Annotated in this window: 14 protein-coding genes; 10 read left to right on the top strand and 4 right to left on the bottom strand. The window is 71.7% G+C overall.

Going from position 1 to position 20,188, the window contains the following annotated elements:
* Positions 1-259 precede the first annotated feature (259 nt).
* The 7 genes from Aco03nite_RS11140 to gatA all read left to right on the top strand — a co-directional run bounded on the left by Aco03nite_RS11140 (position 260) and on the right by gatA (position 10,025).
* Positions 260-1,540 (top strand): cysteine desulfurase family protein, encoded by a 1,281-nt coding sequence (locus tag Aco03nite_RS11140; protein WP_203794947.1) that lies wholly within the window; start codon positions 260-262, stop codon positions 1,538-1,540.
* 9 nt (positions 1,541-1,549) lie between these two features.
* Entirely contained in the window at positions 1,550-2,734 is a 1,185-nt protein-coding gene (mnmA, locus tag Aco03nite_RS11135) for a tRNA 2-thiouridine(34) synthase MnmA (RefSeq protein ID WP_239145065.1), read from the top strand.
* Positions 2,727-3,722, top strand: a complete 996-nt coding sequence (locus tag Aco03nite_RS11130; RefSeq protein WP_239145064.1) for a methionine synthase — start codon at positions 2,727-2,729, stop codon at positions 3,720-3,722. Before mnmA ends, Aco03nite_RS11130 begins: the two co-directional genes overlap by 8 nt.
* 72 nt (positions 3,723-3,794) lie before the next feature.
* Complete coding sequence (gene ligA / locus Aco03nite_RS11125; RefSeq protein WP_373872592.1) at positions 3,795-6,098, top strand: NAD-dependent DNA ligase LigA; 2,304 nt, start codon at positions 3,795-3,797, stop codon at positions 6,096-6,098.
* A gap of 125 nt (positions 6,099-6,223) precedes the next feature.
* On the top strand, positions 6,224-8,287 hold the full coding sequence (locus Aco03nite_RS11120; protein ID WP_203794943.1) for a putative bifunctional diguanylate cyclase/phosphodiesterase: 2,064 nt from the start codon (positions 6,224-6,226) through the stop codon (positions 8,285-8,287).
* A complete protein-coding gene (gatC, locus tag Aco03nite_RS11115) occupies positions 8,260-8,559 on the top strand; it encodes an Asp-tRNA(Asn)/Glu-tRNA(Gln) amidotransferase subunit GatC (RefSeq protein ID WP_203794941.1) in 300 nt (99 codons plus the stop codon). Before Aco03nite_RS11120 ends, gatC begins: the two co-directional genes overlap by 28 nt.
* Positions 8,560-8,561: 2 nt before the next feature.
* A complete protein-coding gene (gene gatA / locus Aco03nite_RS11110) occupies positions 8,562-10,025 on the top strand; it encodes an Asp-tRNA(Asn)/Glu-tRNA(Gln) amidotransferase subunit GatA (RefSeq protein WP_203794939.1) in 1,464 nt (487 codons plus the stop codon).
* A 24-nt stretch (positions 10,026-10,049) separates the two neighbouring features.
* On the opposite strand, the gene Aco03nite_RS11105 is transcribed toward gatA, so the two are convergent.
* On the bottom strand, positions 10,050-11,459 hold the full coding sequence (locus Aco03nite_RS11105) for a M1 family metallopeptidase (protein WP_203794937.1): 1,410 nt from the start codon (positions 11,457-11,459) through the stop codon (positions 10,050-10,052).
* Positions 11,460-11,555: 96 nt separating this feature from the next.
* Here Aco03nite_RS11105 and gatB point away from each other — a divergent pair, with 96 nt between their 5' ends.
* Both gatB and Aco03nite_RS11095 read left to right on the top strand, forming a co-directional pair.
* Positions 11,556-13,055: an Asp-tRNA(Asn)/Glu-tRNA(Gln) amidotransferase subunit GatB gene (gatB, locus tag Aco03nite_RS11100; protein ID WP_203794935.1), complete on the top strand. Its 1,500-nt coding sequence runs from the start codon at positions 11,556-11,558 to the stop codon at positions 13,053-13,055.
* A gap of 106 nt (positions 13,056-13,161) precedes the next feature.
* Positions 13,162-14,235 carry a PPC domain-containing protein gene (locus Aco03nite_RS11095; RefSeq protein ID WP_203794933.1) on the top strand — a complete coding sequence of 358 codons (1,074 nt, stop codon included), beginning with the start codon at positions 13,162-13,164 and terminating at the stop codon, positions 14,233-14,235.
* On the opposite strand, the gene Aco03nite_RS11090 is transcribed toward Aco03nite_RS11095, so the two are convergent.
* From Aco03nite_RS11090 to Aco03nite_RS11080, 3 genes are all read right to left on the bottom strand, one after another.
* On the bottom strand, positions 14,219-15,829 hold the full coding sequence (locus Aco03nite_RS11090; protein WP_203794931.1) for a metallophosphoesterase family protein: 1,611 nt from the start codon (positions 15,827-15,829) through the stop codon (positions 14,219-14,221). The two genes, Aco03nite_RS11095 and Aco03nite_RS11090, sit on opposite strands and share 17 nt — an antisense overlap.
* A 79-nt stretch (positions 15,830-15,908) precedes the next feature.
* A complete protein-coding gene (locus Aco03nite_RS11085) occupies positions 15,909-17,069 on the bottom strand; it encodes a PQQ-dependent sugar dehydrogenase (RefSeq protein ID WP_203794929.1) in 1,161 nt (386 codons plus the stop codon).
* A gap of 61 nt (positions 17,070-17,130) precedes the next feature.
* Positions 17,131-17,517, bottom strand: coding sequence for a PH domain-containing protein (locus Aco03nite_RS11080; RefSeq protein WP_373872591.1), 387 nt, complete (start codon positions 17,515-17,517; stop codon positions 17,131-17,133).
* Between the two features lie 140 nt (positions 17,518-17,657).
* Here Aco03nite_RS11080 and Aco03nite_RS11075 point away from each other — a divergent pair, with 140 nt between their 5' ends.
* Entirely contained in the window at positions 17,658-20,168 is a 2,511-nt protein-coding gene (locus Aco03nite_RS11075; protein ID WP_203794925.1) for a putative bifunctional diguanylate cyclase/phosphodiesterase, read from the top strand.
* Positions 20,169-20,188: the final 20 nt, after the last annotated feature.

Raw genomic sequence — 20,188 nt, 5'->3', positions numbered from 1 at the left:
CGGCGCGTGCGCAGACCGGCCCCACCCCACGGGTGCGGATCGGGCCGTGTGGCGTTTGTGTCGGGGGTTTGCCTTGGCCACCGCATACGCCCGGCGGTCGCGGGGCGGTCTGGAGGGGCGCCTGCCTGGCGGGACGAGGCGGGGCGGGGTGGTGCGGTTGTTGAGGTGACGGGCGTACAAGAAGGGGAAGGTTGTGGGTTTGATCTTTTGCGGTGGGACGGTGGGCCGGGTTTGAAAGGGACGGCATAAGCTGGAGGCGATGGCCTATCTCGATCATGCGGCGACCACGCCGATGCTGCCCGCCGCGCTCGACGCCTATGTCGCGGCGGCGCGTGAGCTTGGGAATCCCTCGTCGTTGCACGCGGCTGGGCGTGGTGCCCGGCGTCTGGTGGAGGAGTCTCGGGAGCGGATCGCCGAGGTTCTCGGGGCTCGGCCCTCAGAGGTCGTCTTCACCGGCGGCGGTACCGAAGCGGACAATCTCGCAGTCAAAGGGATCTACTGGGCGCGGCGTGATGCTGTGGATCGCGCGGGCGCGGGTGATCGCGACGAGAAGCGGCGTGATGCTGTGGGCCGTGCGGGCTCGGGTGATCGTGCTGGAGAGCCTCGTGGGGCGGACAGCCGGGGTGGGGGGCCGCTTCGGGTGGTGGCTTCGGCTGTGGAGCACCATGCTGTTCTGGATGCTGTGGAGTGGCTCGGGCGGCATGAAGGGGCGAGCGTCACACTGCAGGCCGTGGATGCGGCCGGGCGGGTCGATCCGGGGGCGTTCGCTGAGTTGATCGGCGAGTTCGGTCCGGAGATCGCGGTTGTCAGTGTGCAGTGGGCCAACAACGAGGTCGGGACGGTTCAGCCGGTTGCCGAGCTGGCGCGGATCGCGGCGGCGGCGGGGATTCCGTTCCACACCGATGCGGTGCAGGCCGTCGGGCAGGTTCCGGTGGACTTCGCGGCTTCCGGGGCGGCCGCTCTGACGCTGACCGGGCACAAGGTCGGCGGGCCGGTCGGGGTGGGTGCGCTGCTGCTCGGGCGGGACGTCGCCTGTACCCCGCTGCTGCACGGCGGCGGGCAGGAACGCGACGTGCGGTCCGGCACCCTGGACACGCCCGGTGTGGTGGCGTTCGCCACGGCCGTCGACGCGGCGGTCCGCGGGCGGGCGGAGAACGCGGCCCGGGTCTCGGCGCTGCGTGACGAGCTGGTGGCCCGGGTGCGGGCGGCGGTTCCGGACGCGATCCTCAACGGCGACCCGGTGGACCGGCTGCCGGGCAACGCGCATTTCTCCTTCCCGGGCTGCGAGGGGGACGCGCTGCTGCTGCTCCTGGACGCGCAGGGGATCTTCTGCTCGACCGGTTCGGCCTGTTCGGCGGGGGTGGCCCAGCCCAGTCACGTGCTGCTGGCGATGGGCGCCGACGATCCGCGGGCGCGGTCGTCGCTGCGGTTCAGCCTGGGGCACGACAGCACCGCTGCCGACGTCGACGCGCTGCTGGCCGCGCTGCCGGGAGCGGTGGAGCGGGCCCGCCGGGCGGGAGCCTGGAAGACGTCCAGATAGGCTGGGAACATGCGTGTTCTTGCGGCCATGTCGGGCGGTGTCGATTCCGCGGTCGCCGCCGCGCGCGCCCGTGATGCCGGTCATGACGTCACCGGTGTGCACCTGGCGCTGGCCCGAAACCCTCAGACCTTTCGCACCGGGGCGCGCGGCTGCTGCACCCTGGAGGACTCCCGGGACGCGCGCCGTGCCGCCGATGTGATCGGCATCCCGTTCTACGTGTGGGACATGGCGGAGGAGTTCCACGACAGTGTCGTGGACGACTTCGTGAACGAGTATGCGGCCGGTCGCACCCCCAACCCCTGTCTGCGCTGCAACGAGAAGATCAAGTTCACGGCGGTGCTGGACCGGGCGATCGCTCTCGGCTTCGACGCGGTGGTCACCGGGCACCACGCGCGTCTGGGCGCCGACGGGCTGCTCCGGCGCAGTGTCGACCTGCCCAAGGACCAGTCCTACGTGCTGGCCGTCCTGACCCGCGAGCAGCTCGACCGGTCGATCTTCCCGCTCGGCGACTCGACCAAGGAGCAGGTCCGGGCCGAGGCCGCCGAGCGTGGGCTGGCGGTGGCCGACAAGCCCGACTCGCACGACATCTGCTTCATCTCCGACGGTGACACCCGTGGTTTCCTGGAGAGCCGGCTGGGGCCGGCGCCCGGTGACATCGTCGACGGCCGGACCGGGGAGAAACTCGGAACCCACAACGGGGCGTACGGGTTCACCATCGGCCAGCGCAAGGGTCTCGACCTGCGGGTTCCGGCCGCTGACGGGCGCCCGCGCTACGTTCTGTCGATCACTCCGGTGAACAACACGGTGACCGTGGGGCCGCGGGAGGATCTCGAGGTCGACGTGGTCAGCGCATCCCGGCCGATCTGGCACGATTTTTCGGACCTGTCGGATGTTCAGGTGCAGCTCCGGGCCCACGGTGACGTGGTCGGGGCGGCCGTGACGGTCGGCGACGGCTCGGTGGTGGCCCGGTTGACGACTCCGGCCCGCGGGGTCGCGGCCGGTCAGGCGATCGTGGCGTACCGGCCGGACCCGGCCGGGGACATCGTCCTCGGGTCGGCGACGATCACCGAGGGGAGCCGGTCGGATTCGCTCGAGTCCGCATCCGGTGCTGATTCCGCTGGTTCTGCTGGTGCCGCTGCTGTGAATGGCGCTGCTGGCCTCGTCGCGGCTGAGCCGGTGGCGTCGCGTGCCTGACTTCCCGTGGGCGGCCGGGGCCGCGACCGGGATCGGATCGCTGCCCGGTGTCGACATCGCCGAGGCGCAGCGGATCGTCCTCGGTGAGCTGCCCGCCCTGCCGCACCTGCCCGAGCTGCCGGAGCGCGGCCCGGGCGCGGACGTCATCGGCCGCACCGCCGGGTTCCTGGTCGATCTGCCGGTGCAGGTCTACACCGGGCGGTGGCAGATCGCGGCCCGCCCCGGCAAGGACATGCGGGTCACCGCCGACCTGCTGGAACGTGATCTGGACCAGCTGACCGAGCAGGCCGACGGCTACACCGGGCCGCTCAAGATCCAGGCGGCCGGGCCGTGGACCCTGGCCGCGAGCCTGGACCTGCCGATCGGCGGCCGGATGCTGCGCGACCCCGGCGCGGTCCGGGACCTGACCGACTCGCTCGCCGAGGGTCTTCGGCGGCATGTGGAAAACGTGCGCAAACGGGTGCCGGGGGCGACCGTGCTGCTGCAGCTGGACGAGCCGTCGCTGCCGACGGTGCTGGCCGGGCGGGTGCCGACGGAGAGCGGGCTGGGCGCGTACCGGGAGGTGGACGGCCCGGATGCCGCCACCGCCCTGCGGACCGTCGTCGAGGCCGTCGGTGCTCCGGTGATCGTGCACTGCTGCGCGCCGGATCTGCCGTGGCAGGTGATCCGGGACTCCAGGGCCACCGCTGTCGCCTTCGACCTGTCGCTGCTCACGGACCTGGATCCGCTCGGCGAGGCGGTCGAGGCCGGCCTGGGGATCTTCGTCGGGGCCGTCCCGACCCGGCCTTCGTCAGGCGCCCGGCCGGAGGCGAAGCAGATCGCCGAGCGGGTGTCGACGCTGTGGAAGCGGCTCGGGTTCCCGGCGGCGCGACTGCCCGAGCAGGTGGTGATCACTCCGGCGTGCGGGCTGGCCGGTGCGCCGTACCCGTACGTCCGCGCGCTGCTCAAGGCGTGCACGGAGGCCGGGCGGCGGATCTCCGAAGTCTGACCCGGCCGCTCCCCGGAATTGTCGGGGGGTGGGACTAACGTGCCAGTTGGATTCACTGACACGGAGGTTCCGGTGCCCGACAATTCCCCGACCGCTCCCCACACCGCCGCGGGCGAGGACCCCGCGCTGCGCGTCGCGGCCCGGCACGCCGAGCTCGCCGACGAGATCCGCGAGCACCAGGTCCGTTATTACGACCAAGAGGCCCCGATCATCTCGGACGCCGAGTTCGACGCGCTGCTGCGTGAGCTGGAGGCGCTGGAGACCGAGTTCCCCGAGCTGCGCACGTCCGAGTCGCCCACCCAGATGGTCGGTGGCAACGTCTCCGGCGACTTCCCCAAGGTCGATCACGCCGAGCGCATGATGTCGCTGGACAACGTGTTCAATCTCGACGAGCTGGGCGAGTGGACCGAGCGGGCCCAGCGCGACGCCGGTGGCCCGATCCGGTTCCTCTGCGAGCTGAAGATCGACGGTCTGGCGATCAACCTGACCTACGAGAAGGGTGTCCTGGTCCGGGCCGCGACCCGGGGCACCGGGCGCACCGGCGACGATGTCACGCCCAACGTGCGGACCATCCGTGACATCCCGGAGCGGCTCGCCGGTGACGACGTGCCCGATCTGGTGGAGATCCGGGGCGAGATCTACTTCCCGGCCGAGGCGTTCGCCGCGCTCAACGCGATGCTGGTGGAGCAGGGCAAACCGACATACATGAATCCGCGCAACGCGGCCTCCGGCAGCCTGCGGCAGAAGGATCCGCGGGTCACCGAGTCCCGGGGCCTGGGCATGGTGGTGCACGGGATCGGCGCCCGTCAGGGGTTCAGCCCGGCGTCGCAGGCGGAGGCCTACGCGGCGCTGAAAGCGTGGGGCCTGCCGGTCAGCGAGCGCTGGCGGCTGGTCGACGACCTGGCCGGCGTGACCGCCTTCATCGAGTACTACGGGAAGCACCGTCACGACGTCGAGCACGACATCGACGGCGTGGTGGTGAAGGTCGACGACGTGGCCATCCAGGGCCGGCTGGGGTCGACGAGCCGGGCGCCGCGCTGGGCGATCGCCTTCAAGTACCCGCCGGAGGAGGTCACCACCAAGCTGCTGGACATCGCGGTGAACACCGGTCGCACCGGCCGGGTGACGCCGTACGCGGTGCTGGAGCCGGTGACGGTGGCCGGGTCGGAGGTCGAGTTCGCGACCCTGCACAACGCGCAGGAGGTGGTCCGCAAGGGTGTCCTGATCGGCGACACCGTGGTGCTGCGCAAGGCCGGGGACGTGATTCCGGAGATCCTGGGCCCGGTGCTGGATCTGCGGCCGGCCGATGCGCGGGCGTTCGTGATGCCGACCGAGTGCCCGGACTGTGGCACCCCGATCGCCCCGGCGAAGGAGGGTGACATCGACATCCGTTGCCCCAATTCGCGGTCGTGTGTGGGGCAGCGGCGGGAGCGGCTGACCTATATCGGTCAGCGCAACGTTCTGGACATCGGTGTGCTCGGGGAGAAGTCGGCGCGGGCGCTGATCGACTCCGGGGTGCTGTTCGACGAGGGCGACCTGTTCTCGCTGACCGCCGACGACCTGCTGCGGGCGCCGTTCTTCGTGAAGAAGGACGGCACGCTCGGCGCCAACGCGGAGAAGATGCTGCAGAGCCTGACCGAGGCGAAACAGCGGCCGCTGGCCCGGATCCTGCGGGCGCTCTCGATCCGGCACGTCGGGCCGACCGCGGCGGAGGCGCTCGCGCAGGAGTACCTGACGATGGAGGCCGTCGAGGAGGTGGTGGCGCGGACGAGGGCCACCACCGGGACCGCGGAGGAGACCGAGGCCGAGATCCCCGCAGAGACCGAAACCGCGGAGGACAAGATCGCGGAGGCCGTGACCGCGGAGAGCGAGATCGCGGAGGCCGCGACCGCTGAGGCCGAGATCGCTCCGGCCGGGGAGGCGGTCAAGCCGAAGCGCAAGGCCAAGGTGGTCGACCCGCTGGCCGAGGTGGACGGGGTCGGGGCGATCATCGCGGAGAGCCTGCGCGAGTGGTTCGCCGTCGACTGGCACCAGGAGATCATCCGCAAGTGGCGGGCGGCCGGGGTGCGGATGGCCGACGAGCGGACCGAGACCGGCCCGCGGACCCTGGACGGGCTGACCGTGGTGGTCACCGGCACCCTCGCCGGGTTCACCCGGGACCGGGCGGCCGAGGAGATCACCTCCCGGGGCGGCAAGGTGAGCGGCTCGGTGTCGAAGAAGACCGGGTTCGTGGTGGTCGGTGACAACCCGGGCAGCAAGTACGACAAGGCGATGGCGCTCAAGGTGCCGGTGCTCGACGAGGCCGGGTTCGCCGTGCTGCTCGCCGAGGGCCCGGAGGCGGCCCGCGCGGTCGCGGTGAGCGCCACGGAAGAGTGAAACGCGGCGTATCGCACGTATAGGACGCAGGGAGCCATCAGCAACGTTTAGGTGCTTTAGGGCAAAAAACCGCATATGGATCTATGGTGTATGCGATCGGTGATCGAGGCCATCATGGAGGTCGCATGGATGCCGCTCGCCCTGGCACGGCCGACTCACGGCATCGGCGCACGGTCATCGTCACCGCGGTGCCGGCCGCTGTCACCGCCGTGGTCCTGTGCTGGTTGAGCGACCCGCTGCCGGTCCCGTTCTGGACGATGGCGCTGCTCGCGGTCGCGGTGGACACCAGGCCCTGTCTGGTGCCCGGGCGCCGGGCCAGCGCGGTGATCCTGCCCTCGATCAGCTTCACCTTCGCGATCGCGCTGGCCTGGGGCCCCGCCCCGGCCATCGCGGTCCAGTTGCTCGCGGTGGCGGTGGCCGGCGCCCGGATGCGGCACTCGCTGCGCCGGACCCTGCATCTGGCCCTGCAGCACACCGTGGCGCTGCTGGCCGCCGCGACCGTCGCCGGGTTCACCCCGCTGCACCTGGGCGACGGCTTCGACTGGTTCGACGCCGCGCTGATCTGCGCCGCCGCGGTGACCTGGATCGTCGCCCGGCACGCGGTCGCCGGCCTGGTCCGGGGGCTGACCACGGACACCCGTCCGGCGGCCCGGCACCGCCGCGGCCGGGCCGACCTGCTGGCCACCTCGGCCCTGCTGCTGCTCGGCCCGGTGGTGCTGGTGGCCGCCGGGGTCAGCGCGGCCCTGCTGCCGCTGGCCCTGCTGGCGCTGCACGCCGTGCACCGGATGGTCCGCTGGGCCGGGGAGTCCGAGCGGGCCGCCCGGTTCGACGCGCTCACCGGCCTGCCGAACCGGCGGACCCTGCAGACGGCGATGGCCGAGCGGGCCCCGGACCGGCGGCGCGCCCTGCTGCTGCTGGACCTGGACCGGTTCCGCGCGGTCAACGACGCCCTCGGCCACGGCGCCGGCGACCGGCTGCTGACCCGGGTCGCCGACCGGCTGACCGCGGTGGTGCCGGCCCACGACATGGTGGTCCGGCTCGGCGGCGACGAGTTCGCGGTGCTGGCCACCCGGGTCGAGGACCCGGCGTCGGCCCGGCGCATCGCCGAGCACCTGACCGAGGCGCTGAGCCGCCCGTTCCCGATGGACGGCACGCCGGTCGAGCTGAGCGCCTCGATCGGGATCGCCCTGCAGTCCGGCCGCCGCGACGGCAGCACCCTGCTGCGCGAGGCCGAGGCGGCGATGTACGAGGCGAAACAGCGCGGCGACCAGGTGGCCGTGCACGGCCCGGGCGCCGCCGAGAACACCCCGGACCGGCTCACCCTGGTCGCCGACCTGCGGGACGCGCTGCGCCGCGACCCGCCCGACGACGGGATAGTGCTCTACTACCAGCCGCAGATCGCCATCGCGACCGGCGAGGTGGTCGGGGTGGAGGCGCTGCTGCGCTGGCGGCACCCGAAACGTGGCACGGTCGGCCCGGAGGAGCTGTTGCGGGCGGCCGAGCCGACCCCGGTGATGCGGCTGCTGACCGCCCGGGTGCTGGAGGAGGTGGTGGCCCAGCTGGCCCTCTGGCGGGACGGGCGGTGGCCGTTGCGGGCGGCGGTCAACGTCAGTGCCCGCGACCTGCACGCGGGCGAGATCGCGGACTCGGTGGGTGAGCTGCTGGAACGTTATGGCGTACCGGCGGAGATGTTGCAGTTGGAGATCACCGAGAGCGCTCTGATGGCCGACCCGCACCGGGTCCTGGAGACCACCACGCGGCTGAACCGGATGGGGGTGGCGATCTCCCTCGACGACTTCGGAACCGGCTATTCGTCGTTGCAGCACCTGCGCCGGCTGCCGCTCACCGAGGTGAAGATCGACAGGTCGTTCGTGCTCGGCATGGCCACCGACGCGGGGGACGCCGCGATCGTACGATCGGTGGTGGGTCTCGCCGAGTCCCTCGGCCTGCGCGCGGTCGCCGAAGGCGTGGAGGACGAGGTCACGTGGCGGCTGCTGGCCGCGGCGGGCTGTCACACCGCGCAGGGCTGGTTCCACGCCCGGCCGATGCCCGCCGCCGATCTGGCCGACTGGCTCGCACGGTACCGCCCGGTCCGACCCGGGAAACGCGGCGAAATAGACTCTGCAGGCACAGTCAATCAGTCAAGTGATGAGGGGGCAGGATGGCCGCCATCTCCCGCGAAGAGGTAGCGCACCTGGCGCGCCTGTCGCGGCTCGCCGTGACCGACGAGGAGCTGGACCGATTCGCGGGTCAGCTCGACGTGATCCTGCAGTCGGTCGCCCGGGTCGGTGAGGTGGCCGCGGACGACATTCCGCCTACCTCGCACTCGGTGCCGCTGACCAACGTCTACCGCGACGACGTCCCGACCGAGAGCCTGACGCAGGCAGCTGCGCTCTCCGGCGCTCCGGACGCGTACGAAAGCCGTTTCCGGGTGCCGCGCATCCTGGACGAGGAGGACTGATCGTGACCGACCTGACCAGGCTCTCCGCCGCTGCCCTGAGCAAGATGATCTCGTCCAAGGAGGTCTCCGCCGTTGAGGTGGCGACCGCCCACCTGGACCGGATCGACGCCGTGGACGAGCGTGTCCACGCGTTCCTGCACGTCGACCGGCAGGGCGCGCTCGACGCCGCGGCCGCCGTCGACCGGGGTGAGATCACCGGCCCGCTGGCCGGTGTGCCGATCGCCGTGAAGGACGTGGTGGCCACCAAGGGTGTGCCCACCACCGCCGCTTCGAAGATCCTCGAGGGCTGGAAGCCGCCGTACGACGCGACGATCGTCGAGCGGCTGAAGACGGCCGGCATGCCGATCCTCGGCAAGACCAACATGGACGAGTTCGCGATGGGCTCCTCCACGGAGTACAGCGCGTACGGCCCGACGAAGAACCCGTGGGACCTGGGCCGGATCCCCGGCGGTTCCGGCGGTGGCTCGTCGGCGGCGATCGCGGCCTACGAGGCCCCGCTCGCCATCGGCACCGACACCGGCGGCTCGATCCGCCAGCCCGGCGCGGTCACCGGCACGGTCGGCGCCAAGCCCACCTACGGCAGCACCTCGCGGTACGGGCTGATCGCCTTCTCGTCCTCGCTGGACACGCCCGGCCCCTGTGGCCGGACCGTGGAGGACACCGCCCTGCTGCACGCGGTGATGGCCGGGCACGACCCGCGCGACTCCACCTCGATCCCGCAGGCGGTGCCGGATGTGGTCGGCGCCGCCCGCCTGGGCGCCACCGGTGACCTGACCGGGGTCAAGCTGGGCCTGGTCAAGGAGTTCGCCGGCGACGGTTCCGAGGCCGGCGTCACCGCCGCGTTCCGGGAGTCGCTGGAGGCGCTGGTGAAGCTGGGCGCCGAGATCGTCGAGATCTCCTGCCCGAATTTCCAGTACGCGCTGCCCGCCTACTACCTGATCGCCCCGAGCGAGGCCTCGTCCAACCTGGCCCGCTTCGACGGCGTGCGTTATGGCCTGCGCACCGGCGACGACGGCAACCGTTCCCTCGAAGAGGTGATGTCGCTGACCCGCGAGGCCGGTTTCGGTCCCGAGGTGAAGCGCCGGATCATCCTCGGCACCTACGCCCTGTCGTCGGGTTACTACGACGCCTACTACGGCCAGGCGCAGAAGGTCCGCACCCTGATCACCCGCGACTTCCAGGCCGCGTTCGAGCAGGTCGACGTGCTGGTCAGCCCGACCACCCCGTTCGTCGCGTTCCCGTTCGGCTCGCGCACGTCGGACCCTTACCAGATGTACCTGGCCGACCTGTTCACCATCCCGACCAACCTCTACGGCGGCCCGGCCATCTCGGTCCCGTGCGGTCTCTCCGAGGGCCTCCCGGTCGGCTTCCAGATCATGGCCCCCACCATGGCCGACGACCGCATGTACCGGGTCGCCGCCGCCCTGGAGTCCGCGGTCGGAACCTTCACCCCGCCGGCTCTGTAAAGCTCCGCTCACCGGCGGCCCCGGTCACTTCGGGGTCGTCGGTGAGTCCAGCCATTCGTTGATCAGGGTGGTGTAGTCCTTTCCGGTCTCGGTGTTCACGAAAGTTGTGAAACCGGCCCGGTCCTGGGACCTGTTGCGGTTGTCGGCCGCCCACGCCGTCGCCAGGGCGAAGAACTTCTTGTCGCCCAGGTCCTCGTGGATCTCGCGGAGCATGGCCGCCGGGCAGAGGTAGACGTTGCTCTCGGCGAAGGTGCCGGCTTTCGGGGTGCCGGGCGGGCCGACCGAGGCCCGCAGCTCGGCGTCCCGCCGCCGCAGGTAGTTCTTCAGGTACGCGTCGTCGAACCCGTACAGCTTCTGCTCGTAGAGGTTCTGCACGTAGGTGGCCCAGCCCTCGTTGAGCCACAGGTCGGTCCACGTGGTGGGGGTGACCGCGTTGCCGAACCACTGGTGCGCGTACTCGTGGATCAGCACCGCCTCGAAGTAGTCGAGGTCGTTGTCCCGGAACGCGCCCCGGCCCATGCTGAGCATCTGCTGCGTCTCCATGGCCGACACCGAGTCGTTCATCAGGATCCCGGCGGTGGGGTACGGGTACCGCCCGAGTCGTTCCTCCAGCCAGCCGATCAGCTCGGGGGTCCGCTTCAGCACCGGCAGGTACCGGTCGTCCGCCCCGTCCCGGACGAAGTCGGTGATCGGCAACCCGTGCGGCCCGGTGGCGGTGAGTTTCCGGTACCGGTCCACCGACAGCGTGGTGACGTAGGACGCGACCGGGTCGGTGCTGCGGTAGTGCCAGGTGCCGCCGGAGACCTCGCCGGGAGTGCCGCCGGCGGCCGCGGTCCAGCCCTCCGGCACGGTGACGGCCATGTCGTAGAGCGCCTCGTCGGACGGGTGCTCGTTGACCGGGTACCAGGTGAGGGCGCCCCACGGCTCCTGCATGGTCCAGAGCGTCCCGTCCTTGCCGGCGCGCATCCCGATGCCCTCGTCGGCGTCCCCGCGGTGGGACGGCATCGCCACTGCCGAGGGGGTGCCGTGGTAGGCGACGGTGAGTGTGACCGGCCGGCCGGCGACGACGGGCGTGGGCACGACCAGCTTGGAAGCCGCGACAGAACCGGTGCCGGCGGCGCCGTCGACGAGGACCCGGTCGACGGTCAGCCCGGTGAAGTCCAGCGTGATCGACGGCGCGTCGACGACCGGCCGGATCCGCAGGGTGGCGACGCCGGTCAGCACTTTCGTGTCCGGTTTCCAGTCCAGTTCGAGCCCGTAGTGCAGCACGTCGAGCCCGGGGTTGCCCTTCTCCGGGTAGAGCGGGTCGGCGACCGGCGTGGACCGCCCGGCGGACCAGACGCTGTAGTCGACAGCCGGGGGAATGACCGGGGGCGCGGGGGTGGTGCAACCGGCGGCCAGAAGGACCGTGGCGACGGCGATCGTACGGCGCATGCCTCAGATCTTCGTAGGCACATGCAAACCGCGCAGGCGGTACGACTAGGCTTGGTCCTTGTCCGTATCGACGTCCCAAGCCGGAGCCGCACGCACATGACGACCATCGCGCTGCCGTCCTACGAAGACGCCACCAGCCGTTACGAGCCGGTCATCGGCCTGGAGACGCACGTCGAGCTGGGCACGAATACCAAGATGTTCTGCGGCTGCAAGACCGATTTCGGTGCCGAGCCGAACACCCAGGTCTGCCCGGTCTGCCTGGCGCTGCCGGGTGCGCTGCCGGTGATGAACGGGGCCGCCATCGAGGCGACCATCCGGATCGGCCTGGCACTGAACTGTGACATCGCGCAGTGGTGCCGGATGGCCCGGAAGAACTACTTCTACCCGGACATGCCGAAGAACTTCCAGACCTCGCAGTACGACGAGCCGCTCTGCGTGGACGGTTACGTCGACGTGACGGTGGACGGTGTGGAGTACCGGGTCGAGATCGAGCGGGTCCACATCGAGGAGGACACCGGCAAGACCCTGCACGTCGGCGGGGCCACCGGCCGGATCCACGGCGCCACCGAGTCGCTCGTCGACTACAACCGGGCCGGCATCCCGCTGGTGGAGATCGTCACCAAGCCGGTTCCCGGTCTCGGTGACAAGGCCCCCGAGATCGCCAAGGCCTATGTGGCCGAGCTGCGCGACATCATCCGCTCGCTGGACGTCTCGGACGTCCGGATGGAGCAGGGTTCGATGCGCTGCGACGTCAACACCTCGCTGAACAAGCCGGGTGAGGAGTGGGGCACCCGCACCGAGACGAAGAACGTGAACTCGCTGCGGTCGGTCGAGCGCGCCGTCCGCTCGGAGATCATCCGGCAGGCCGGGCTGCTCGACGTGGGCACCCGGATCTTCCAGGAGACCCGGCACTTCCAGGAGACCACCGGCGACACCCGGCCGGGCCGGTCCAAGGAGACCGCGACCGACTACCGCTACTTCCCGGAGCCGGACCTGGTGCCGATCGCGCCGGACACCGCCTGGGTGGCGAAGCTGAAGTCGGAGCTGCCGGAGAAGCCGAGCGTGAAGCGGGCCCGGCTGCGCGAGGACTGGGGCATCTCCGAGATCGACATGCAGTCGGCGGCCAACGCCGGCGCGATCGAGCTGATCGAGGAGACCATCGCGGCCGGCGCGTCCCCGGCGGGCGCCCGCAAGTGGTGGCTGGGTGAGCTGGCCCGCCGGTCCAACGAGCTGGGTGTCGAGCTGGTCGAGGTCGGCGCGACCCCGGTCCAGGTCGCGGCCCTGCAGAAGCTGGTCGACGACGGCAAGCTGAACGACAAGCTGGCCCGTCAGGTGCTGGAGGGCGTGGTGGCCGGCGAGGGTGACCCCGCCGCGGTGATGACCGCCCGTGGCCTGGAGGTCGTGTCGGACACCGGCGCGCTGCAGAAGGCGGTGGACGAGGCGATCGCGGCGAACCCGGACATCGCGGCGAAGATCCGGGACGGCAAGGTCGCCGCCGCGGGTGCGCTGGTCGGCGCGGTCATGAAGACCACGCGGGGGCAGGCGGATGCCAAGACCGTCCGCGACCTCATCCTTTCCCGGCTCGGGGCTTCCTGACCAACTATTTCGTACGACGTCCGCCCGGTCCCGTTCAGTCGGGGCCGGGCGGACGTTTTTCGTGGTTTACCCGGTTTTGCCGGACCGGGGCGCATAGCCTGCCACGATGGCAGCTCATTCCGGATGTCGGCGGTGGGCGCTCGCCGCACTGTTGACGGCATCATTCCTGATCTCCACGGCTCCCGCGCCCGCGAAGGCCGTCTCCACCGCGCCCGCGAAGGGCAGGGACAGACCGCTGACCGTGGGCGGCCCCGGTGTGGTGCTCGACCTCGCCGGCCCGGGTGTCGCGCGGTTCACCGCCACCACCGCCGGCCAGCGGCTGTCCGTGGTGGCCCGTCGTAAGACCCTCACCGCCGGGGACAACACCGACCTGGTGATCCGCCACGACGGCGCCGACGTGGCCGAGGGCACCCTGCTGACCACCTGGTCGGACCTGACCGTCGACTTCACCGCCCCGGCGCCCGGCGCCTACACGGTCGAGGTGCGGCCCCGGGCGGCGCAGGACCACGGCACCCTGCAGCTGAGCCTGGCCGGCACGACGACCGGCACCCTGACCGCGGGCGGCTCGTCCCGGCTGGTCTCGATCGGAAAGCCGGGCGAACGGGCCTTCCTCGGTTTCGAGACCGTCGCCGGCCGTCAGCTGACCCTGGTGGCCCGGCGCGGCTCGATCGCCCGGGACGAGTACACCCATCTGGAGGTCCGCGGGCCGGGTGGCGAGGTGCAGACGGCCGGGGCGGTCGGGTACGAGGCCGACTACCGGACCCTCGACTTCACCACGACCGTCGGCGGCCGGCACACCGTCGAGATCAACCCGGACACCCTGGGCACCGGCACCCTCACCGTCCAGCTGGTCGGCACGGTCACCGCCGAACTGACCCCCGGCAAGCCCACCCGGCTCACCCTGACCCGCCCGGGGGAGCGGGCCCGGGTGACGTTCCCGGCGGCGGAGAACGACCAGTTCCGGCTGACGGCCCGGCGCACCACGCTGACCGGCAGCGAGCCGACCCGGCTGCGGCTGACCACACCCGTCGGGCTGGCGGTGGCCGACGGGGCCCTGACCACGGCGACACCCGAGGTGACGCTGCCGTTCAGCGCGTCGGCCGGCACCTACACCCTGGAGGTGGACCCGGAAGGCCTGGACACCGGATCGTTGACCCTGGAACTCACGAAGCCGACGTGAGCGGGACGGCGGAGGACGGGCTCGGGCTCGGCGCCGGCTCGGGTTCCAGCCCGATCACCTTGCGCTGCATCTCGACGTTGGATTCGCCGGTGCCACCGAGCCGGATGTCGTCGTACGCCTTCAGTTCCTTGTTCTCGTCGAAGTAGAGCACCGACAGGCTGAGCGGGGTCGGCTCGTCCTTCTCCAGGCCGCGCAGCCCGGCCCCACCGGTCGAGCCCTCCACCATCAGCCGGGTCGCCATCGGGGTGGTCGCGGCGACCGAGGGTGACGGCATCAGCGACGGTGACGCCGACGGGTCCGGCTCGACCGGGGTCGGCGCGGGCAGCATCGACACCGAGCGGTTGTGCTGGTGCCCGGCGAGCACCAGCGGCACCAGCCCGGACAGCGGCTGCGCCATCGCCGGGTCGTGCACCAGCGCGATGTCCACCGGCTTGCCGGAGTTCCGGATGGTCTGGGCGAGCCGCTCCCCGGCCGCGGTGTGGATCTCCGGCCCGGCGTTGTCCCCGGCCTCGTTGGTCTCGCTCTTGTCCGGGGTGAACGCCGGGTCACCGATCCCGGCGATGGTCAGCCCGTCGATCTCGGTGAGGGTGTCGTCGAGGACGATCGCGTTGCTCTGCCGGGCGATGGCGGCCTGGATCGCGGTCGAGTCGTGGTTGCCGCGGACGAAGATGTACGGCACCTGGATCGACGGGATCGACGACACGTACGTCGTCTCGGCGCTGCTGCCCCAGTCCACGATGTCGCCGGTGTCGATCACCGCGTCGATCTCGAAGGTCTCCACCACGGTCCGGATCAGGCCCCACGAAGCCGGGTTCAGGTGCAGGTCGGAGACGTGCAGAATGCGTGTGGTGTTGCCGGCCGGCTCGTAGACGGGCAGCGCCGAGATGGTCGCGTAGACCCGGCTGACGTTGCCCAGGATGGCCTGCAGCTGCTCGGTGTACTTGCCGTAGTTGTCGGCGATCCGCCGGGCGTCACCGACCACGGCGGGCGCGTTGACGAGTAGTCCCTCATAACGCGGCTCGCTGATCGAATCCGGTCGCAGCGTGCCTGCCGCCAGCCCCAGACTGCCGCCGGTGACGACCAGTGCCGTCACCCCGGCGGCGGCGGTGCGCCGCATGTCCCGGAACGCCAGCGCGCCCAGCAGCAGCCCACCGGCGACGGCCAGCCCGAGCGCCCGGAGCGCGAGTTTGGACACGCCGCTGACCACCTCCTCGGCGGCGCTGTTCCCGGCCGTGCTGATCGCCGACGGATTGTCGATCAGCGCCTCGGTCCGGCTCTGGTCCAGCGACCCGAGAGCGACCCGCAGGTGCACCGGGCCGCGGTGACTGTCCAGGTGCAGGGAGCCGAGCGGCGGGATGTCGATCTCGGTGCCGCCCGCGGTGGACGGTGTCACCGACATCTCGGCGCTGAACGGGCCGACGTTGAGATCGGCCCGCGCGAACAGCATCACGCCGATCATCGCGCCGGTCAGCCCGGTCAGGGCGACGGCGGTGGCCACCCGGACACGACGGGCCCAGCGGTGCCGGTAGACCCGGCCGGTCAGGTCGCCCGCGGAACGCAGACGGCGGAGCCACAAAGGCCGTTCTCGCATCATCGGGGCCTCACCTGCCCGCGTGGGCTCGGGACGAAACAGTCACCCACCGTTAACGCCAGTACTGTCAATCTCGGCACGGTCAACTCCGGCCGGCGCCGCCGTCGGAGAGGACCAGCCGGATCAGACGGTCGTCCTCCGGGCCCGGATCGCCGGCGTCCTCCTGGTTGGAGGTGGACACCCAGAGCGAACCGTCCGGCGCGGTGGCGAGCGCCCGCAGCCGGCCGAACTCGCCAGCCAGCAGCTCCTGCGCGCTGCCCAGGACCGTGCCGTTGGCGGTCACGGTGAGCAGCGTCATCTTCTCGCCGAGCAGGCACGCGGTGGCCACCATCGTCTCCAACACGCCGACCCCGGCGCACGACGAACTGTCGGACGGCCAGGACGCCAGCGGATCGGTCAGTTTCGGATCGGCGCCGGCGCCGTCGGCTTTCGGCCAGCCGTAGTTCTTGCCTTTCACGATCACGTTCAGCTCGGAGTTGCGGGGCTGGCCGCGATCGGTGGCATACAGGCGTTTCGCCTGGTCCCAGGCGAGACCCTGGACGTTGCGGTGGCCCGAGGACCAGACCGGGGACGTCTTGACCGGATTGCCGGGCGCAGGTTTGCCGGCCGTGGTGATCCGCAGGATCTTGCCGGCCAGGCTCTTCGCCGTGGGCGCCTGGCCACCGGCGGGGGTGGCGTCGCCGGTGCCGGCGTAGAGAAAGCCGTCCGGGCCGAACGCCAGCGCGCCGCCGTTGAACTCGGCCGACCGCGGGATGCCGGTCAGCAGCGGCTGGAGCGCGCCGTCACCGGCCAGCTTGCCGATCCGGTTGTCACGATCGGTGGAGTAGTACACATACAACGTCTGGTCGGTCTTGTAGTCGGGGGAGACCGCGACGCCGAGCAGCCCACCGTCACCGGCCGCCTTGACCTCGTTGAGCCGGCGCAGCTCGGCGACCTTGAGACCGCTCGCGGTCGACTCGGGACCGACCTTCAGGATCCGGCCGGTGTCGCGCTCGGTGACCACCGCTCCGCCGTCCGGCAGGAACGCGATGCCCCAGGGAATCTCCAGATTCTTCGCCAGCACGGTGATCGCCACCTGGCGCTCGCCGTCGTCACCGCCCGCGGTCGGCGCGGCCGACGGGCGGGGCAGGTTGGGCGGGGAACCGGCCTGGTCGGGGCCGGGCGGCCCGAAGCTGCACCCGGCGGTCAGCGAGAGCACGGCCACGGCAAGCGTGGCGACGAACCGGCTCCTGCGGGAGAGCACGACCAGACCACCTCCTTCGGCTACGCCGACCAGGGTAACCGTGCGCCCTGACAAGACCGGCTCAATGATCCGCGGCCGGGTCCAGCTTGCCGATCGTGCGCATGACCAGAGGCAGGTTGTCCCGGGTCATCCCGGTCAGCTTGATCGTGTTGCCGTTGTCGAGCAGCGCCACGACGTCACCGCGCGCGTCCGGCGCCATCTCGGTGATCTCGCTGAACGGCACGACCGTGGAACCGAACAGCGCACGCACCCGGACCTCGTCGGGGTAGACGTCGGTGCCGGCCCGCCAGGCCCAGACCAGTGCGGTGATCGGGAACAGGAACAGCGGGCTCAGAGCCCACGACAGACCGGCGAGCGGGGCGGTGCCGACCAGCGCGATCAGCGCGGCGACCAGCACGGCGCCGGTTTTACGGAGGCGGAGGACGGGACGACTGCTCACGGCCCACATCCTCCCACCCCGGAAACGGGCCCGGTTGACCGCCACCTGTCGATGACAGATCGTGGGGTACGACACGCCGTGCCGTAACCCGATCCGGGGACCGTCGTTGACCCGGAGCGACCGGAAATCCGAAGCATGAGGACTCGTCGATGATCGCCGTGCTGCTGCTGGCGGGTGCCCTGGACATCGTCCCGGCACCGGTCGCGCTCGCCTGGGCGATCGGCGCCGCCGGTCTGGTCGCGGGTGTCCTGCTGATCCGGGCCGCGCTGGCCATCCACCGGGCCGAGCGGGTCTTCGCGGCCTGCCGGGGCGCCGGGTTCGTCGGGCTGGGCGCGCTGGCCACCGGCGTCACCGGCCTGGTCCCGTGGCTGCTGCCGGAGCACCGGGTGACCGGGCTGACCGTCGGGCTGGCGGTGATCGCGTTCTGTCAGGTGGTGGGCACGTCGTTGCTGCCCGGGGCGGCTCGCGGGTGGGTGGTGCGGCTGCGCCGGGCGTACGACGGCGTGGGTCTCGGGGTGAGTCTGGGTTTTGCCATCTACCTGGTCCCGGCGGCGGCGGACCGCCCGGACGTGGTGCCGGCGCTGCTCGTCACCGCGGGCGGCGTGGCGATCGTGACGGTGATGGTGCTGCGGGCCCGTCCCCGGCCGTACGCCTCGTTGTGGTGCGGGGCCGGCTCGGTGGTGTCGCTGCTGTCGCTGACCGGGCTGGTGCTGCAACCGTCCGGCCCGCTCGCGATGCTGGCCGGGCTGGGGGTGGTGACCGGGCTGGCCGCGTCGGCGGCAGGCGGCGCGCGCCGGGATCTGCCGCCACCGGTGCTGGAGCCCCGGCACCCGGACCAGTACCTGGCCAGCTATCCGCTGCTGGCGCTGCCGGCCGCGGTCGGCGTGATCGCCGCGATCTGGCACCTGCTGACCGTCCGGGATTTCGGCACCGAGGCGATCCTTTTCGGACTGCTGATGGTCAGTGTGCTGGTGGTCCGGGAGCTGCTGGTGGTCCGGGACATCAGGCGGTACGCGGGCCGGCTGCGGGTCGCCGAGGCGCACTTCCGTTCGCTGGTCGCCGGCGCCACCGATCTGACCCTGGTGCTGGACGAGAGTCTGGTGGTGCGCTGGCAGTCACCGGCCGCGGCCCGGCTGTTCGGGCTGCGTGACGAGGAGGTGCTGGGCCGGGAGTTCCGGGAGCTGATCCACCCGGAGGACACCCCGGACGCCGAGGCGGTGATCGGCGCGGTGCTGGCCGGTGAGCCGGAGGGCGGGCCGCCGGTGCTGCTCAGCGCCCGGTTGCGGGACGGCGCCCGGCTCTGGCGGGAGACCGAGTCGACGATCTCGGACCAGCGGTCGGTGCCCGAGGTGGCGGCGCTGGTGGTGCACGTGCGCGACGTCGGGGAGCGGCGTCACTTGGAGCGCACTCTGCACAAACTCTCCTTCCTGGACCAGTTGACCGGGCTGGCGAACCGGCGGGCGCTGATGCGGGACCTGCTGGCCATGCGCCGCCGGGCCGGTCAGCGCGGCACGCTGCTGGTCATCGACCTGCACGGGCTGGCCGAGATCAACGACAGCCGGGGCCGGGAGATCGGCGACGCGGTGCTGATCGAGGTGGCGCGGCGGCTGCGATCCCTGGTCGGCGACGGCGACATGGCGGCCCGGCTGGGCGGGGACGAGTTCGCGGTGCTGACCGGCGAGTCGGCGGTTCCGGCGTACGCCCTGGCCACCCGGATCGTGACCGCGCTCGGCGAGCCCTACGCCCTGCCCGGCGCGACCCTCGACCTGCACACCAACGTGGGCCTGGCCGAGCTGGCCGCGGCCACCGACTCCGACGAGGTGCTGCGGTACGCCGACCTGGCCCGGCAGCGGGCCCGGCAACTGGGCCGGGACCGGGTCGAGTGGTACGACCCGGACGTCGAGATCCAGTTGCACCGCCGGATGGGCCTGGAACAGCAGCTCCTCGGCGCGGCCGACCGTGGCGAGCTGGACCTGGTCTTCCAGCCGGTGGCGGCGCTGGCGGACGGCCGCCCGGCCGGGGTGGAGGCGCTGCTGCGCTGGCGGCACCCGGAGCTGGGCACGATCATGCCGGCCGAGATCCTGCAGATCGCCGCCGCCATCGGGATCACCGCCGCGCTGGACGAGTGGGTGCTCGACGAGGCCTGCCGCACCCTCGCCGCCTGGGGTGGCGACGACGTCTGGCTGTCGGTCAACGTCGGCCCGCGGGAGCTGCTCACCGCCCGGTTCCCGGAACGGGTGGCCACCGTCCTGCGCGATCGCGGGCTGGCGCCGGAGCGGCTGATCATCGAGGTGGCCGAGACGTGGATCGCCGAGGACGTGCCGGCGATCGTGGCGGCCCTGACCGGGCTGCGCAACCTGGGGGTGCGGGCGGCGCTGGACGACTTCGGCGCGGGCCAGACCTCGCTGTCCCATCTGCGGCGGCTGCCGGTGGACATGCTGAAACTGAGCCCGTCGCTGGTGGGGAGCACGTCGGTGGTCGAGGTGGTGGTCAGTCTCGGTCGCCGGCTCGGCCTGGACATCGTCGCCAAGGGCCTGGAGACGGCCGGCCAGTCGGAGGCGGCGATGCGGGCCGGCTGCCGGTTCGGGCAGGGTTTCGCGCTGGGCCGCCCGGGCCCGGCCGAGCGGGTCGAGGCCTATCTGGAGAGCCACCGCGCCTGAGCGGCCTCAGCATGGCGGTG

This window comes from Actinoplanes couchii (assembly GCF_016862075.1).
Classification (GTDB): domain Bacteria; phylum Actinomycetota; class Actinomycetes; order Mycobacteriales; family Micromonosporaceae; genus Actinoplanes; species Actinoplanes couchii.
Note: the sequence above shows the minus strand (reverse complement) of the source record. Positions and strands in the feature narration are given on the sequence as shown.